The following is a 16,349-nucleotide window of genomic DNA, read 5'->3' as shown; positions in this document are numbered from 1 at the left end:
CCTGTTTCTTAAGCGTTTCGATCAGTTTTTCTTCGGCCGTTCCCAGCCGGAAATGTTTCGTTGCTTGCCACGGGCAACGGCGAGCTCACGGTCATTCACATCCCTGGTGATGGTGGAGCCTGCACCAATGGTGGCTTCAGCAGCCACCGTGACCGGGGCCACCAGAGACGTGTTGGAGCCCACAAACACGCCGTCACCGATGGTGGTTTTGTGCTTGTTTACACCATCATAATTACAGGTGATGGTTCCTGCACCTACATTCACATTACGGCCCAGTGAGGCGTCACCCACATAACTCAGGTGGTTGATCTTGCTGCCCTCGCCCACGATGGCCTTTTTGGTTTCAACGAAGTTACCAACCTTGGTGTTGGCAGCCAACTCCGTGCCCGGACGTAGACGGGCAAACGGACCAATCTGGGCATTGGCACCAACCACGGCTCCTTCGACGACGCTATTGGCTTTGATTTCGGTGCCATCGGCGATGGTACTGTCCTTAATGACACAACCGGGACCAATCGACACATTGCTGCCAAGCCGGACCTGGCCCTCAAAGACCACGTTGACGTCAATCCACAGGTCATTGCCAATGGTGAGTTCACCACGCACATCCACGCGGGCAGGATCAGCAAGAGTTGCACCGTCGGTCATCAAGCGCTCAGCCTGCTGACGCTGATACCAACGCTCCAGTTCCGCCAGTTGAAGGCGGTTATTCACGCCCTGAACCTCGAACGGGTTGAGCGGCTGCGAAACGGTAACCGACAGGCCGTGCTCCACCGCCATGGCAATAATATCCGTCAGATAGTATTCACCCTGTGCGTTGCTGTTGGAGAGAGTCGGAAGCCAGCTTTTCAGGTGTTTCGCCGATACCGCAAGAATACCGGTATTCACTTCCCGGATTTCCTGTTGCTCGGCGGTCGCGTCTTTCTGTTCAACAATAGCCTGTACCTGGCCCGCGCCGTTTCGGACAATCCGGCCGTAACCGTGGGGGTTGTCCATATCGACCGTTAGCAATGCCAGGTTGCTGTCGTCCAGATCACCTACCATGGATTCCAGCGTTTCCCGGCGGGTCAAAGGCACATCGCCATACAGTACCAGCACCCGGACGTCGTCGGGCAGATCCGGCAGGGCCTGGGCCACCGCGTGCCCCGTTCCGAGCTGCTCGGTTTGCAGGACCCAGTTCAGCGCATCGTCCTGGAGTGAACTACGAACCTGGTCCGCACCATGACCGATCACGGTATGAATTTTTTCTGCGCCAAGTTGCTTTGCGGTATCCACAACATGGTGAAGCATGGCCTTACCGGCCACCGGATGCAGCACTTTTGGCAGGGCAGATTTCATTCTTGAACCCTGGCCAGCCGCCAGGATTACGACGTGTAACGGGCTCATGGAAAAACAGGCTCCCGGAGTTTTTTGAATTCAATAAAAAAGCCGCAGCCCTCGGGACCGGACCGCCAACGATTCACGCTGGTGTTCCAGCCACTCAGGATGCGGCTTTGGTGTTCGGCAAACCCGAAACAATAATGCTTAGCGCATTTTGTTACGCAGCTGCTGGATGGTACGGAGCTGGGCAACAGCTTCCGCCAGTTCCGCAGCAGCACGGGTGTACTCGAATTCACCGGCCTTGTCGGAAAGTGCTTTCTCAGCCTCTTTCTGGGCTTCGATTGCCGCAGCTTCGTCCACATCCTTTGCACGAACCGCAGTGTCTGCCAACAAAGTTACCAGATTGGGCTGAACCTCCAGATATCCGCCGGATACGTAAAGAATTTCTTCTTCACCACCCTGCTTGATAATCCGTACAGGACCAGGCTTCAGCTGGGTCAGCAGCGGGGTGTGACCCGGGGCAATACCCAGGTCACCTTCAGAGCCCGCTGCGATCAGCATTTCTACCAATCCGGAATAGATCTTTGTTTCGGCACTTACGACGTCACAATGCACGGTCATACCCATGTCAGTTGCCTCTCTGATCGATCCGGAAATTCGTGCAAGGGCTCAGATTACTCGCCCTTGCTCTTCATTTCCTTCGCTTTCTCGACCGCTTCCTCAATGGAGCCAACCATGTAGAACGCCTGCTCAGGCATATCGTCATAGTCGCCGTTGAGGATGCCCTTAAAGCTGCTGATAGTTTCCTTCAGCGGAACGTATTTACCGGGAGCACCGGTGAATACCTCAGCAACGTGGAACGGCTGGGACAGAAAACGCTCGATCTTACGGGCACGGGCTACGGTCAGCTTGTCTTCTTCTGACAGTTCGTCCATACCCAGGATGGCGATGATGTCTTTCAGCTCTTTGTAACGCTGCAGGTTGGTCTGCACGCCACGAGCCACTTCGTAGTGCTCTTCACCGATGATCAGCGGATCCAGCTGACGAGAAGTGGAATCCAGCGGATCGATCGCCGGGTAAATACCCTTGGAAGCGATGTCACGGCTCAGTACCACGGTCGCATCAAGGTGCGAGAAGGTGGTCGCCGGTGAGGGGTCGGTCAAGTCATCCGCGGGTACGTATACCGCCTGGATGGAGGTGATGGAGCCGTTCTTGGTGGAGGTAATACGCTCCTGCAGCTCACCCATCTCCTGAGCCAGGGTCGGCTGGTAACCTACCGCTGAAGGCATACGGCCCAGCAGTGCGGATACCTCGGTACCGGCGAGGGTGTAACGGTAGATGTTGTCGACGAACAACAGAACGTCACGGCCTTCGTCACGGAATTTCTCAGCCATGGTGAGACCGGTCAGGGCCACACGCAGACGGTTTCCGGGGGGCTCGTTCATCTGGCCGTAAACCATGGCAACCTTATCGAGAACGTTGGACTCCTTCATTTCATAGTAGAAGTCGTTACCTTCCCGGGTACGCTCACCAACACCCGCGAATACGGAAAGACCTGAGTGCTCTTTCGCGATGTTGTTGATCAGCTCCATCATGTTTACGGTCTTACCTACACCGGCACCACCGAACAGGCCAACCTTACCACCCTTGGCGAACGGGCAGATCAGGTCGATAACCTTGATGCCGGTTTCCAGCAGGTCGGCAGAGGCAGACTGATCTGCATAACCCGGAGCTTTGCGGTGAATACCCCAACGCTCTTCTTCGCCGATCTCGCCCTGTTCGTCGATGGGACGACCCAGAACGTCCATGATACGGCCCAGGGTCTGAGTACCAACCGGTACAGAGATTGCCTTGCCAGTGTTTTCTGCTTTCAGGCCACGCTTAAGGCCTTCGGTGCTGCCCATGGCGATGGTACGAACAATGCCGTCACCCAGCTGCTGCTGGACTTCCAGAGTTGTTTCGCCACCTTCAAGCAGCAGTGCGTCATATACGTTGGGTACGGAGTCACGTGGGAATTCCACGTCGATAACCGCGCCAATGATCTGAACGATTTGTCCGCTACTCATGCTCGGTTCCTCGTTATCTTAGTAGTCAATAAAACCAGTTGGATTGTGGCGTGGATCAAACCGAAGCCGCACCGCTCACAATCTCTGAAATCTCTTGCGTAATGGCTGCCTGACGCGCCTTGTTGTAAGCCAACTGAAGCTCGTCGATGATGCCACCGGCGTTGTCAGTTGCGCTCTTCATGGCGATCATCCGGGCTGCCTGTTCACATGCCAGATTCTCTACCACGCCCTGATACACCTGGGATTCAATGAAACGCGGTAGAAGGCCATCGAGAATCTGTCTGGCATCGGGCTCGTAGAGATAATCCCACTGGTTCTTGATCTCTTCTTCGTCTTCGCCTTCCGGCAGGGGCAGAAGCTGCTCCACCTTCGGGCTCTGGGTCATGGTGTTCACGAATTCGTTGCTGACAAGATAGAGACGATCAATCTTGCCCTCAGCGAAGGCGTCCAGCATAACCTTGACGTTGCCGATGAGCTGGTCGGAGCTCGGGCTGTCACCGAGATGAGTCAATGCCGCAACGACATTGCCACCATAGCTCCGGAAAAAGGATGTACCTTTCTGCCCGATGGCGCACAGATCGGTTTCCACACCCTTTTCATTCCACGCTTTCATTTCACGGACAAGCGCTTTGAACAGGTTGATGTTCAGACCACCGCAGAGGCCACGATCAGTCGACACCACAATATAGCCCACACGCTTTACATCGCGCTCGACCATGAATGGGTGCTTGTACTGAGCATTCGCCTTGGCAATGTGCCCGATCACCTGACGCATCTTCTCGGCATACGGGCGAGTGGCCTGCATGCGCTCCTGAGCTTTGCGCATCTTACTAGCAGCCACCATTTCCATGGCACTGGTAATCTTCTGCGTGCTCTTGATGCTCGATATCTGGTTACGTATTTCTTTGCCGACGGCCATAACTCACTGCCTTCTCAAGTTAGACACTCATTGCTACGAAAGCGGCCCGCGACTGTTGCCGCAGGCCCCGTTCCTTACCAGCTCTGAGTGGTCTTGAATTTCTCAAGTGCAGCTTTGAGGCCGGCAGCGATATCGTCGTTGAAATCGCCTTTCTCGTTGATCTTGGCCAGAAGCTCGGATTGCTCCGCACGCATCCAGTCCAGAAGCTGTGCTTCGAAAGCCACAACCTTCTCTACGTCAACATCGTCCAGGAAGCCTTCGTTGGCTGCGAACAGAACCGTACCCATTTCAGCCACAGACAGCGGGCTGTACTGGTTCTGCTTCATGAGTTCAGTTACACGCTGACCATGCTCGAGCTGCTTACGGGTTGCTTCGTCAAGATCGGAAGCAAACTGTGCGAAGGCAGCCAGTTCACGGTACTGGGCCAGAGCCAGACGGATGTTACCGCCAAGCTTCTTCATGATCTTGGTCTGGGCTGAACCACCTACCCGGGATACGGAGATACCGGCGTTCATCGCCGGACGGATACCGGAGTTGAACAGGTTGGTTTCCAGGAAGATCTGACCGTCGGTAATGGAGATCACGTTGGTCGGTACGAATGCAGATACGTCACCGGCCTGGGTTTCAATGATCGGCAGCGCGGTCAGGGAACCGGTCTTGCCTTTCACTTCGCCGTTGGTGAACTGCTCTACGTAATCAGCGTTTACACGGGACGCACGCTCCAGCAGGCGGGAGTGCAGGTAGAAAACGTCACCCGGGTAAGCTTCACGTCCTGGCGGACGACGCAGCAGCAGGGAGATCTGACGGTAGGCAACGGCCTGCTTGGACAGGTCATCGTATACGATCAGAGCGTCTTCACCGCGGTCGCGGAAGTATTCGCCCATGGCAGTACCGGCGTAAGGCGCCAGGAACTGCATCGCTGCAGGGTCAGCGGCACCGGCGGCAACCACGATGGTGTGGTCCATGGCACCGTGCTCTTCCAGCTTGCGCACAACGGCGGCGATGGAAGACTGCTTCTGACCTACGGCAACGTAGATACATTTGATGCCAGTGTTCTTCTGGTTGATGATCGCGTCGATAGCTACCGCGGTCTTACCGATCTGACGGTCGCCGATGATCAGCTCACGCTGACCGCGACCGATGGGAACCATGGTATCGATGGCTTTCAGACCAGTCTGTACCGGCTCGTCAACGGACTGACGAGCGATAACGCCAGGTGCAACCTTCTCGACCGGTGAGGTCAGGTCGGTACCCAGGTCGCCCTTGCCGTCGATCGGGTTACCCAGACCGTCAACAACGCGGCCCAGCAGTTCCGGACCAACCGGTACTTCCAGGATGCGGCCAGTACAACGAACTTTCTGACCTTCGGCCAGGTCGTCGTAGTCACCCAGAACAACCGCACCGACGGAATCACGCTCCAGGTTCAGAGCCATGCCGAAAGTGCCGTTGGCAAATTCAATCATCTCGCCGTACATAACGTCGGCAAGACCGTGTACAAGCACGATACCGTCAGAAACGGACAGGATCGTACCTTCGTTCTTTGCTTCGGAAGAGATATCGAGCTTCTCGATTCTCTTCTTGATGATGTCACTGATCTCGGATGGATTCAGTTGCTGCATGCCAATATCCTCAAACCTTGTGCTGAAATCAGGAGCCCAGAGCGTCCGCCAGCTTGTTCAGCTTTCCGCGTACAGATGCGTCAATAACCAGATCACCGGTGCGGATAATCACACCACCGATCAGAGACTTGTCCATTGACGCTGCGAGTGACACTTGCCGCTCCAGTTTTTCGGAAAGCGCCTGGGCGAGCTTCTGTTGCTGTTCGTCCGTCAGCTCGAATGCGGCAGTGACGTCGATATCAACAGTGCGCTCCAGATCAGCCCGGTACGTGTTGAAGAGCGCTGCAATCTCAGGAAGAAGAGCCAGGCGGCGGTTTTCCGCCAGTACCGCGAAAAAGTTGCGAACCTGATCGGTCACGCCGTTTTCGGCGATCTCCAGAATCAGTTCGGACTTCTTCTGCTCTTCCAGTCCCGGATTCGCGAGAAGCTGTCGAATGTCTTCATTCGCAGTGACCTGTCCTGCAACGGTCAGCACCTGGGCCCACTCAGCCAGCTGTTTATGCTCCTGAGCGGCAGCAAATGCTGCTTTAGCGTATGGACGGGCCAGCGTTCTCAGTTCTGCCATGATGAACCTCGTCGTTTAGAGTTCTGCCGCCAGTTTGTCCAACATTTCGTTGTGCTTGGAGGCATCGACAGAGGTTTCCAGGATCTTCTCAGCACCGGAGACTGCGATCGCGGCAACTTCTGCACGCAACGCGTCACGAGCCTGATTGCGCTCCTGTTCAATTTCGGCCTTGGCCTGCTCAATCAGCTTCTCACCTTCCTTGCGGGCATCGTCCTTGGACGCTTCCACGATCTGGTTGGCGCGCTTGTTGGCCTGCTCAATCAGGGCCGCAGCTTGCTGCTTGGCTTCACGCAGTTCCTGAGCTGACTTTTCCTGAGCCAGTTCCAGATCGCGCGCAGCACGGTCTGAAGCAGCCAGGCCGTCAGCGATCTTCTTTTGACGTTCCTGCAGTGCGGCCATGATCGGCGGCCACACGTATTTCATGCAGAAAACGACAAAGATAAAGAACGCGATGGCTTGACCAATCATCGTCAAATTAATGTTCACGTCTTCACCTCTCGCCTGTTTTGTTAAGAATCATCTGACCGGAGTCATCCCCCGGTTGGAGACTCGATTAACCGGCGATCTGGCCGACAAACGGGTTGGCGAAAGTGAAGAACAGTGCGATACCAACACCGATCATGGTTACGGCGTCAAGCAGACCAGCAACGATGAACATCTTAACCTGCAGCATCGGGGTCATTTCCGGCTGACGCGCAGCGCCTTCCAGGAACTTACCACCGAGGATACCAAAGCCGATTGCAGTACCCAGGGCACCCAGGCCGATCAGCAGTGCAACAGCAATCGCGGTCATTCCAACTACAGTTTCCATAACAACTCCCAGTTTTCAGTTTAGGTTTTCAGTTTAACGGTTAGGGTTTCAAACTACGGTTTAATAACGTCCGATCAGTGACTGTCTTCGTGAGCCATGCTCAGGTACACGATCGTCAGCATCATAAAGATGAATGCCTGCAGGGTGATGACCAGGATGTGGAAAATCGCCCAGGGTACAGACAGTGCCCACTGCGCCCAGAACGGCAGTAGTGCAATCAGGATGAAGATCAGCTCGCCGGCGTACAGGTTACCGAACAGACGCAGTGCCAGTGAGATCGGCTTGGCGATCAGGCTCACGCCCTCCAGCAGCAGGTTCACCGGGATCAGAATGATCTTCAGAATCAGGTTGTCAGAGGAGAAGGGGTGCAGGGTCAGCTCGCCTACGAAGCCACCCACACCCTTGACCTTCAGACTGTAGAAGATGATCAGTGCAAACACAGACAGGGACATACCCAGAGTGATGTTTACGTCTGTGGTCGGAACGACCTTCATGTAATCAGCGCCCATCAGGTGGAACAGCTGTGGCAGGAAGTCGACCGGCACAAGGTCCATCAGGTTCATCAGGAAAACCCAGCAGAAAATGGTCAGCGCCAGTGGTGCGATGACCTTGTTCTTGCCGTGGAAGGTTTCCTTGACGCTGTTGTCCACGAATTCAATCATGACTTCCACGAAGTTCTGAAGGCCACCAGGCTGTTCAGAGGTGGCACGCTTGGCTGCCATGCGGAAAAGAATGACGAAAATAAGGCCAAGCGCCACTGACCAGCCGAGCGAGTCGACGTGCAGGGCCCAAAAGCCCATGTCGGAGGCTTCCTGGGCATTGTGTGCCAATGTCCAGGTTGCTTGGTCAACTACGGTACCGTCGGCGCGCTCATAGCCTGCCGGCAGTTTTCCGTAGGTCAGGTTCTGGAGGTGATGCTTTATATATTCGGATGCACTTCCTGCCATAACGGGTTCCCAGGTCCAGTTAGCTTTGCTGCGTATTGCTGCCCGCGAGAAGCGGTGTCAACCAGTTGGTGACCAGCATGATCGCAAATGTTAAAAAAAGTGCCGCAATATCAAGCGGCTGAATCCATTTAAACACCATCGTAAAGAGGATGGCGCACAGGATGAGCTTGCCGGCCTCACCCTGGTAAAAAGAACTCATGATCTTCTTGGCAGACCGCGCGCCGGAGTAGCGGAATGCCTTGAGCGCAAAGTAACCGTGGGGCAGCAGAAAAATGAGGCCGCCCACAAGCGCTGAATAACCGGAAACCTGGCCACGTAAAAAGAGGAACACCAGGCTTACGAAGACAAGTACCACACTTTCTATTACAAACCATCGTGCGATGGGCGGGCGGCGGATACCGCTCGGAGTTGCCTTCGTCATGTTTTTCCCGAAAATACGGTATTTTTTGCCCGATTCAGTTCAAAAAATAAGCAAATACACCAATACGAGCGCCGAGATTATATGTGTTCAATGTGCACGAATCAACAAAACCCCGTTCCACAAAACCGGATGAAAACGGCATAACCACGGGTTTTTCGGGATAGCAGACACAAATAGGTAAGTCAGCCTCTGAACACCACTAGATGTTGTGGAAGTTCACGATTACGAACTTTGGTAGGGGGCCGAAAGATGGTGAAAATCCAGTCGAGTTATTTGATGTGGCCCAAGATGCCATCAAGCTCGTCTAAGGAACTGTATTCAATCACCAGTTTGCCTTTACCACGCTGCCCGTGATTGATAGCAACCTTGGCACCCAGGCGCTCCGAAAGGTCATCCTGTAGCGCCCGGATATTGGGATCCAGTGCCGGCTTTCCGGCATCTGCCTGCCCGGGCGACTGCTGTTGTAGCCGTCGCACAAGCGCCTCGGTCTGGCGTACCGACAAAGATTTGGCGACAACCTGTTTCGCCACCTGCATCTGCTGTTCCGGTGGCAGGGTCAGCATGGCCCGGCCGTGCCCCATTTCCAGATCTCCGTGCTCCAGCATCAGTCGCACATCTTCAGTCAGGCCGATCAACCGCAACAGGTTGGTAATGGTGGTACGGGACTTACCCACCGCTTCCGCCACCTGAGCCTGGGTCAGACCGAATTCGTCCTGCAGGCGCTGTAACGCAAAAGCCTCTTCAATCGGGTTCAGGTTTTCGCGCTGGATGTTCTCGATCAGCGCCATGGCGATGGCGGCTTCGTCGGGTACATCGCGAATGATCGCCGGAATGCTGTCCAACTCGGCCATTTGGGTCGCGCGCCAGCGGCGCTCACCGGCAATCAGTTCGTAACGACCTTCCTCGACGGGGCGGACAACAACCGGCTGCATGACGCCTTGCTGACGAATGGAATCCGCCAGTTCCTGCAATGCGGCGGGATCCATGTCCCGACGGGGCTGGTAGCGGCCACGCTGAATGAGATCGATCGGGACTTCCCGGAGCTCACCATCGTGGTCTTTCAGCTCCTGATCCAGGTTCACCTTGGAGCCTGCGAGCAATGCGCCCAGGCCTCGCTCACCCAATCCTCGTTTCTTCGCCGCCATGGTGTCAGTCATTCTTCCCGTTGAAATTCGTCGTTGCAGTGGCGTGGTATGTTACACCGCAACCGCTGCGGATGTCTTTTTCGAGCCGTGGCGACGGACCATCTCGCCCGCAAGTGCCAGATATGCCACCGCACCCTTGGAACCGCGATCATACTTCAGAGCCGGCATGCCATAACTCGGTGCCTCCGCCAGGCGCACGTTCCTTGGAATAACCGCGCGGTAGACCTTGTCGCCAAAATACTCGCTGAGCTGTCCCGAGACATCGAGGGTCAGACTGTTGCGGGGGTCGTACATGGTCCGCAGGATGCCCTCGACCTGGAGATTCGGGTTCACGGTTTCCTGAATCTGCTCTACCGTGTTCATCAGGGCCGCCAGCCCCTCAAGGGCGTAATATTCGCACTGCATGGGGATCAGCACGGTATCGGCCGCCGAGAGTGCGTTTACAGTCAACAAGCTTAGTGAAGGCGGGCAATCGATCAGAATGTAGTCGTAGTTTTCACGAACGGTATTCAGGGCAAGGCGCAGCCGGTGCTCACGACCGATTTCATTCATCAGTTCGACTTCCGCCGCCGTCAGGTCGCCGTTGGCGGGCAGGATGTCGAAGCCGGATGCTTCGGCCAGGAAAATCACCTCCGAGGCGCTCGCCCGTTTGGTCAGGAGATCATAGCCGGACAGTTCCAGGGCGTTTTTATCCACACCGCTGCCCATGGTGGCGTTACCCTGTGGATCCATATCCACCAACAGAACCCGGCGTTTTATAGCGGCCAGCGAGGCTGCAAGATTGACGCAGGTGGTGGTCTTGCCCACACCGCCTTTCTGATTGGTCACTGCAATCACGCGCGCCATGCTCGCCTCCTGTCGTGGGTTATTGGGATTGATCTGCCCGGGTCACCACCAGCAGGTGGCGCTCTCCGTCCGCACCGGGAACGTCGAGGAAATGATGGGACATCACCTTCCAGCCAGCGGGTAGGGCAGCCACCTCATCATCCGGAAACTGACCTTTCATGGCAAGGAACTCCCCGTCTTTTGCCAGCAGTTGACCACACCAGTCCACCAGGTTTTCCAGAGCGGTGAAGGCGCGGCTACTGATCTGGGTGAATGGCTGTTCCGGCTGACAGGCCTCGGCACGGCCATGGATCACATCCACGTTATCCAGCCCCAGCTCGAGTACACACTGGTTCAGAAAGCGAGTCTTCTTGCCATTACTGTCCAGCAGGGTAAACCGCCGCTCCGGCAATGCAATGGCCAGGGGAATGCCCGGCAAGCCACCACCGGCGCCTACATCGAGCAGATGGTCGGTGGTGACCCAGGGCAGAATGCTGAGGCTGTCCAGCAACTGGCGAGACACCATTTCCCGCTCGTCTCGCACTGCGGTGAGGTTATACGCCTTGTTCCACTTGTTCAGCAAAGCCAGAAAGGCCAACAGTTGCTGCTGCTGGCCTTCACTCAGGGACAGGTTCATAGCGGCCAGCCCGTCCCGGAGCTGACGCGGCCATTGAGGATTGGTCATGATGATATCAGGCGCTTTGTTTGCGAAGCAGGTCCCGTTTCTTCAGGTGCACAAGAATCTGGCTCACCGCAGCCGGGGTCACCCCCTGAATCCTGGAGGCCTGGGCCACGGTTTCCGGGCGCACATCCTTGAGCTTCTGCTTGATTTCGTTGGAAAGACCACCGATCACATCGTAGTCCAGGTCCAGCGGCAAGGCGGTATTTTCGTTCCGGCGCAGGCGTTCGATTTCATCAGCCTGGCGAGAGATATAGCCCTCGTACTTGATCTCGATCTCTACCTGATCCGCCACATTCGGGTCTTCGGCACGCTCGGCGCCGATCTCGGCGATGTGGCCGTAATCGATCTCCGGACGACGCAACAGCTCGGCCAGCGACTGATCCCGGGTCATCGGCTGTTTGAGGAAGCCATTGGCGCGCTCGCCAGCCTCGGTGTTCGGATGAATCCGGGTACTTTCCAGGCGGCTACGCTCACGGACGATGCCGTCGCGCTTGTCATTAAACTTCTGCCAGCGCTCGTCATCCACCAACCCCAGCTTGCGGCCAGTTTCGGTGAGACGCAGATCCGCGTTGTCTTCCCGAAGGATCAACCGGTATTCCGCCCGGCTGGTGAACATCCGGTACGGCTCGTTGGTGCCCATGGTGATCAGATCATCCACCAGCACACCCAGATAGGCTTCATCCCGGCGCGGATACCACTCATCCTTGTCCTGGGCCTTCAGCGCAGCGTTGATGCCAGCCAGCAGGCCCTGGGCGCCGGCTTCTTCGTAGCCGGTCGTACCGTTGATCTGGCCGGCGAAATAGAGGCCCTGGATAAACTTGGTTTCGAGCGTGTGACGCAGATCCTGAGGATTCAGGTAATCGTACTCGATGGCGTAGCCCGGGCGGGTGATGTGGGCGTTCTCAAACCCCGGAATCGAGCGTACCGCAGCCAGCTGGATATCAAACGGCAGGCTGGTGGATATGCCGTTCGGATAAAGCTCGTTGGTGGTTAACCCTTCGGGCTCGACGAAGATCTGGTGCGAATCCTTATCGGCAAACCGGTTAACCTTGTCCTCGATGGACGGACAATAACGCGGGCCGACGCCCTCGATGGCACCGGCAAACATCGGTGAACGGTCAAAGCCACTGCGGATGATATCGTGGGTCTGCTCTGTGGTGCGGGTAACATAGCAACACACCTGCTCCGGGTGTTCATCCCGGCTTCCGATGAACGACATCACCGGTGCGGGGGTGTCTCCCCACTGCTGGTCCATCACCGAGAAATCCACAGTCCGGGCGTCAATCCGCGGTGGTGTGCCGGTTTTCAGGCGACCGACATTGAACGGCAATTCCCGTAACCGTTTGGCCAGCGCATTCGCGGGGGCATCTCCGGCACGGCCGCCGGCGTGGTTCTGCATACCGATGTGGATAACGCCACCGAGGAAGGTACCGGTGGTCAGCACCACGGTCTTGGCGTGAAACCGGATACCCGTCTGTGTCACCACGCCTACCGCCTGATCGTTTTCCACAATCAGGTCATCGGCCGCTTGCTGAAACAGCGTCAGATTCGGCTGGTTCTCCAGGATTTCCCGGATCGCCGCCTTGTAGAGTACACGGTCGGCCTGGGCACGGGTGGCCCGAACCGCCGGACCTTTACGGCTGTTCAATACCCGGAACTGGATGCCGCCCTTGTCGGTGGCGCGAGCCATGGCGCCACCCAGGGCATCGATTTCCTTAACCAGATGGCTTTTCCCGATACCACCGATGGCGGGGTTACAGGACATCTGCCCCAGCGTCTCGATGTTGTGGGTCAGCAGCAGGGTCTGCGAGCCCATACGCGCCGCTGCCAGAGCAGCTTCGGTACCGGCATGGCCACCACCAATGACAATCACATCGAAACGTGTCGGAAAATCCACAGCTCACCTCGGAAATCGGGGAAAAATAAGGCCGCGCAGTATAACGCCTGGCGGGAAAAATTGCAGTCTGAATGTGCAAATTTTAACCAGACAGAGGGCGAGAAAAAAGCATTCCCCCCTCGTAACCGCCGACTATTTTCTGATCATTTGGTAAGCAGATACCGAAATAGTCGTTTTTTCATAGGCTTGGGCGAACCTTTTCAGAAAAGTTTTCAAATAACTTATCCACAGATGTCCGGTGCCCCGAACACCACTAAAATTTACATTAAGCTGCTGTTTTATATATGAAATTAAAATTTAATTCAGAGTTTGCTCCCGGATTATTCAATCAATTATCCACAGAATACGCCGGTGCCCGGCGACGTAAGCGCCAGACCAGCAGCCACACCAGGGCATTCATCAGTGACAGCAGGAGAAGAAAGCCGGGAATGGTGAACTCCAGCAGTCCGAGGAACACGATACCCGCCAGGGCACTGACCACCATGAACAGCGCATTGATCACATTCAGCGCCGCGATGATCCTCGCCCGCTTATCCACAGGGGTTTCATGCTGGATAAACGCGTACAACGGCACAATAAACAGGCCTCCGCAGACACCGATACCCACCAGATCGAGCAGCACCCGGAGATAGACGGGGTCGGAGATCAGTGTCCACCAGGTGGAACTGGCCGGGTCGTCCGGCACGGCGAAATACAGATCAATCCCCAACAGCGTCAGCCCCAACGCCCCCCAAGGTACCGGGACCAGCGTTATCCGGTGTTTGGTGATGCGCTCGCAGAGCATGGAGCCAATGGAAATACCGACGGTGAACATGGCCAGCAACAGGGTGACCACGGACTCATCCCCGAGCAGATTGACCCGGGCAAAGTTCGGGAATTGCGTGAGGTAGGCAGCGCCAAGAAACCAGAACCAGGAGATGGCCAACACCGCCAACAGTACCGGTCGACGCTCGGCGGCAACGGCCATCAGGTGCCAGGTTTCCCGGATGGGGCGAAAGCGAACAGTCACGGCAGGCGTTACATCATGCGTCGCCGGCACCTGACGGGCCGCCAGGTAACCCAGCACCGCCATCAGGACAACCGCAACGGCGGTGAACCGCGCGGCAGATTCCAAGCCCATCAGGAGACCGGCGGCAATCGTGCCCAACAGGATGGCGACAAACGTCCCCATTCCCACCAGACCATTGCCGCCAACCAGCTCGTCATCCTCCAGCACCTGGGGCAGGATGGCGTATTTGACCGGGCCAAAGAAGGTGGATTGAGTACCCATCAGAAACAACAGCACCAGCAACCAGGCGTACCAGCCAAACCATAACCCGACAGCCGCCAGCACCATGATGACAATCTCAAGCGCCTTGACCGCCCGGATAATCCGGGATTTTTCATAATGATCTGCGATCTGTCCGGCAATGCCGGAAAACAGAAAAAACGGAAGGATGAAGAGAAACGCCGCTACATTGACCACCACGTTGACCGACAGCCCCAGAACGCTGCCCGCACTGAAAGTGATCAACAGCAACAGGGCATTTTTATACAGATTGTCGTTGAAGGCCCCCGAAAACTGAGTCAGATAGAACGGCAGAAAACGCCGTTGCCCGAGTAATCGAAACTGGCTGTGCGAAGCCATAGAAGATCCTTTTTGGTGCGCGCCTCAAAAACCGCCACGTTCAACGCACCGTTGAAGTGCGCGACTGGGAGCAAGAACCGGGAACACTTGCAGGTTCATTGTGATTAAACCGCAATTTATTCACATAATCAGCAACCTGGCACGATACCTGCCAAACAAACTACCCCAACCCATGAACCCGGTGGCCAGGAAGGCTCAGTTGTAACCAGGATTCCTGACCATGAGCAGCGTAGTTCGACTTTCCAGACAAAATCAAAGACAGGCACCAGAAGAGCCCGAACCTGAACTTATCCACAGCCATGATTTCAGATCGGTGTATCAACCAATCGTCAGCCCGACTCATCAAAAGCTCGTGGGTTACGAGGCTCTGGTTAGAGTGACCCGGAACCAGCAAGCGGTTTCCCCGGTTGATCTGTTCCGCATGGCCACCGAGCGTGGACAGATGCCGGAACTGGACCAGCATCTGCTGAATATTCACCTGAATACCTTTTCCGATGCTTCGAGCCCTGTCTGGTTGTTCCTCAATATCGATCCCGGGACCTGCGTTGTAAACGACGCATCCCTGGATGACCTGGTGAAGCTCTGCGCAAGCAACGGACTCCCCCCGGACAGGGTTGTTCTGGAACTGGTGGAAACCGCCAGCGACGATCCCGATGCCTTGATGGCATTTATCCACAGGGCCCGACATCATGGGTTCCAGATCGCGATTGACGATTTTGGCCAGGGGGATTCCAATTTCGAGCGGCTCTGGCTGATCAACCCGATGATCGTCAAACTCGACCGGACACTGCTCGTGAATGCCGAGAAAAACGTCCGGGCAAGACTGCTGCTCGAGAGCCTGGTGCGCATGATTCGTGAGAGCGGAAGCCTGGTTTTGCTTGAGGGGATCGAAAACAGGACTCAGGCAAGAATCGCCCTGGAAACCGAAGCGGATCTTTTGCAGGGGTACTTGTTTGCCCGGCCTGGCCATATTGATGACAGCACCCGCGCTAACACAGAAAACCGCTTGCGGTCGGTGGTGACAGATTCCAGCAAATGGTCACTGCAGGACACCCAGGACCAGGAGAACTACCTCCGATTGCTCCGCTTCGAAATCCTCGACGCCAGCCATGAGCTGATAAGGGGCAACCCGTTTCGCCAGGTTTGCCAGCGACTGCTGCAAATCGACGGTGTTAAACGCAGTTTCCTGCTTGATCACAATGGAGTGCAGCAGGGCAACCTGGCCCACACTCACCACAGCGACCAGGCGGCACGATTCAACCCGCTTTATCAGTCAGCCGGGGCGAATTGGGCCCACCGGGAATATTTCCGCAACGCGCTGGAAAGACCCAACCACATCAACAGCTCACGCCCTTACGTTGCCCTGCCGGATGCCCGCCGGACCATTACGTTATCCACAGGCCTGCACACACCGGAGGGAAAACAGGTACTGTGTGTGGATATCCACCCCGACGACGTGTTCTCCGGCAAGATCCTGTTTCCGACTACTCTTTAATGCACGGCCC

General features: G+C 56.1%; 16 protein-coding genes. 1 reads left to right on the top strand and 15 read right to left on the bottom strand.

From position 1 onward, the window contains the following. Window positions 1-21: 21 nt before the first annotated feature. The 15 genes from glmU to D777_RS13910 form a co-directional block, all read right to left on the bottom strand. The gene (gene glmU, locus D777_RS13980) at window positions 22-1,386 is read right to left on the bottom strand and encodes a bifunctional UDP-N-acetylglucosamine diphosphorylase/glucosamine-1-phosphate N-acetyltransferase GlmU (protein ID WP_036133330.1); all 1,365 of its coding nucleotides are present in this window, start codon (window positions 1,384-1,386) and stop codon (window positions 22-24) included. A gap of 138 nt (window positions 1,387-1,524) precedes the next feature. Further along, entirely contained in the window at window positions 1,525-1,947 is a 423-nt protein-coding gene (locus tag D777_RS13975; RefSeq protein WP_036133328.1) for a F0F1 ATP synthase subunit epsilon, read from the bottom strand. A gap of 47 nt (window positions 1,948-1,994) precedes the next feature. Beyond that, window positions 1,995-3,386 (bottom strand): F0F1 ATP synthase subunit beta, encoded by a 1,392-nt coding sequence (gene atpD / locus D777_RS13970; RefSeq protein WP_036133326.1) that lies wholly within the window; start codon window positions 3,384-3,386, stop codon window positions 1,995-1,997. 55 nt (window positions 3,387-3,441) lie between these two features. Further along, complete coding sequence (gene atpG, locus D777_RS13965) at window positions 3,442-4,305, bottom strand: F0F1 ATP synthase subunit gamma (protein ID WP_036133325.1); 864 nt, start codon at window positions 4,303-4,305, stop codon at window positions 3,442-3,444. A 74-nt stretch (window positions 4,306-4,379) separates the two neighbouring features. Next, window positions 4,380-5,924, bottom strand: a complete 1,545-nt coding sequence (atpA, locus tag D777_RS13960) for a F0F1 ATP synthase subunit alpha (protein ID WP_036133323.1) — start codon at window positions 5,922-5,924, stop codon at window positions 4,380-4,382. Between the two features lie 28 nt (window positions 5,925-5,952). Next, entirely contained in the window at window positions 5,953-6,489 is a 537-nt protein-coding gene (locus tag D777_RS13955) for a F0F1 ATP synthase subunit delta (protein WP_036133321.1), read from the bottom strand. 15 nt (window positions 6,490-6,504) lie between these two features. Next, the gene (locus tag D777_RS13950; protein ID WP_036133318.1) at window positions 6,505-6,975 is read right to left on the bottom strand and encodes a F0F1 ATP synthase subunit B; all 471 of its coding nucleotides are present in this window, start codon (window positions 6,973-6,975) and stop codon (window positions 6,505-6,507) included. 67 nt (window positions 6,976-7,042) lie between these two features. Then, window positions 7,043-7,300, bottom strand: a complete 258-nt coding sequence (atpE, locus tag D777_RS13945) for a F0F1 ATP synthase subunit C (RefSeq protein WP_012138088.1) — start codon at window positions 7,298-7,300, stop codon at window positions 7,043-7,045. 74 nt (window positions 7,301-7,374) lie between these two features. Next, complete coding sequence (atpB, locus tag D777_RS13940; protein WP_036133312.1) at window positions 7,375-8,247, bottom strand: F0F1 ATP synthase subunit A; 873 nt, start codon at window positions 8,245-8,247, stop codon at window positions 7,375-7,377. A 19-nt stretch (window positions 8,248-8,266) separates the two neighbouring features. Then, a complete protein-coding gene (locus tag D777_RS13935) occupies window positions 8,267-8,668 on the bottom strand; it encodes a F0F1 ATP synthase subunit I (protein WP_036133309.1) in 402 nt (133 codons plus the stop codon). 269 nt (window positions 8,669-8,937) lie between these two features. Then, on the bottom strand, window positions 8,938-9,813 hold the full coding sequence (locus tag D777_RS13930; RefSeq protein WP_036133424.1) for a ParB/RepB/Spo0J family partition protein: 876 nt from the start codon (window positions 9,811-9,813) through the stop codon (window positions 8,938-8,940). A gap of 51 nt (window positions 9,814-9,864) precedes the next feature. Next, window positions 9,865-10,659, bottom strand: coding sequence for a ParA family protein (locus D777_RS13925; RefSeq protein WP_036133307.1), 795 nt, complete (start codon window positions 10,657-10,659; stop codon window positions 9,865-9,867). A gap of 19 nt (window positions 10,660-10,678) precedes the next feature. Beyond that, complete coding sequence (rsmG, locus tag D777_RS13920; protein WP_036133304.1) at window positions 10,679-11,323, bottom strand: 16S rRNA (guanine(527)-N(7))-methyltransferase RsmG; 645 nt, start codon at window positions 11,321-11,323, stop codon at window positions 10,679-10,681. A gap of 7 nt (window positions 11,324-11,330) precedes the next feature. Beyond that, window positions 11,331-13,217, bottom strand: coding sequence for a tRNA uridine-5-carboxymethylaminomethyl(34) synthesis enzyme MnmG (gene mnmG, locus D777_RS13915; protein WP_036133302.1), 1,887 nt, complete (start codon window positions 13,215-13,217; stop codon window positions 11,331-11,333). Between the two features lie 328 nt (window positions 13,218-13,545). Next, window positions 13,546-14,844 carry an MFS transporter gene (locus D777_RS13910; protein ID WP_036133300.1) on the bottom strand — a complete coding sequence of 433 codons (1,299 nt, stop codon included), beginning with the start codon at window positions 14,842-14,844 and terminating at the stop codon, window positions 13,546-13,548. A gap of 220 nt (window positions 14,845-15,064) precedes the next feature. Between D777_RS13910 and D777_RS13905 the strand changes: the two genes are divergently transcribed. After that, window positions 15,065-16,339 (top strand): sensor domain-containing phosphodiesterase, encoded by a 1,275-nt coding sequence (locus tag D777_RS13905; protein ID WP_036133299.1) that lies wholly within the window; start codon window positions 15,065-15,067, stop codon window positions 16,337-16,339. The last annotated feature ends 10 nt before the right edge of the window (window positions 16,340-16,349 follow it).

The sequence above is a fragment of the Marinobacter nitratireducens genome (genome assembly GCF_000708045.1).
In the GTDB taxonomy this organism is placed as follows: Bacteria; Pseudomonadota; Gammaproteobacteria; order Pseudomonadales; family Oleiphilaceae; genus Marinobacter; species Marinobacter nitratireducens.
The sequence above is the reverse complement of the archived record's forward strand: the minus strand, read 5'-3'. Positions and strand labels throughout refer to the sequence as shown.

What these genes read in the sequence shown, in the direction of transcription:
- glmU (WP_036133330.1), bottom strand. Translation starts at nt 1,386, where the DNA reads ATGAGCCCGTTACACGTCGTAATCCTGGCGGCTGGCCAGGGTTCAAGA.
- D777_RS13975 (WP_036133328.1), bottom strand. Translation starts at nt 1,947, where the DNA reads ATGGGTATGACCGTGCATTGTGACGTCGTAAGTGCCGAAACAAAGATC.
- atpD (WP_036133326.1), bottom strand. Translation starts at nt 3,386, where the DNA reads ATGAGTAGCGGACAAATCGTTCAGATCATTGGCGCGGTTATCGACGTG.
- atpG (WP_036133325.1), bottom strand. Translation starts at nt 4,305, where the DNA reads ATGGCCGTCGGCAAAGAAATACGTAACCAGATATCGAGCATCAAGAGC.
- atpA (WP_036133323.1), bottom strand. Translation starts at nt 5,924, where the DNA reads ATGCAGCAACTGAATCCATCCGAGATCAGTGACATCATCAAGAAGAGA.
- D777_RS13955 (WP_036133321.1), bottom strand. Translation starts at nt 6,489, where the DNA reads ATGGCAGAACTGAGAACGCTGGCCCGTCCATACGCTAAAGCAGCATTT.
- atpE (WP_012138088.1), bottom strand. Translation starts at nt 7,300, where the DNA reads ATGGAAACTGTAGTTGGAATGACCGCGATTGCTGTTGCACTGCTGATC.
- atpB (WP_036133312.1), bottom strand. Translation starts at nt 8,247, where the DNA reads ATGGCAGGAAGTGCATCCGAATATATAAAGCATCACCTCCAGAACCTG.
- D777_RS13935 (WP_036133309.1), bottom strand. Translation starts at nt 8,668, where the DNA reads ATGACGAAGGCAACTCCGAGCGGTATCCGCCGCCCGCCCATCGCACGA.
- D777_RS13930 (WP_036133424.1), bottom strand. Translation starts at nt 9,813, where the DNA reads ATGGCGGCGAAGAAACGAGGATTGGGTGAGCGAGGCCTGGGCGCATTG.
- D777_RS13925 (WP_036133307.1), bottom strand. Translation starts at nt 10,659, where the DNA reads ATGGCGCGCGTGATTGCAGTGACCAATCAGAAAGGCGGTGTGGGCAAG.
- rsmG (WP_036133304.1), bottom strand. Translation starts at nt 11,323, where the DNA reads ATGACCAATCCTCAATGGCCGCGTCAGCTCCGGGACGGGCTGGCCGCT.
- D777_RS13910 (WP_036133300.1), bottom strand. Translation starts at nt 14,844, where the DNA reads ATGGCTTCGCACAGCCAGTTTCGATTACTCGGGCAACGGCGTTTTCTG.
- D777_RS13905 (WP_036133299.1), top strand. Translation starts at nt 15,065, where the DNA reads ATGAGCAGCGTAGTTCGACTTTCCAGACAAAATCAAAGACAGGCACCA.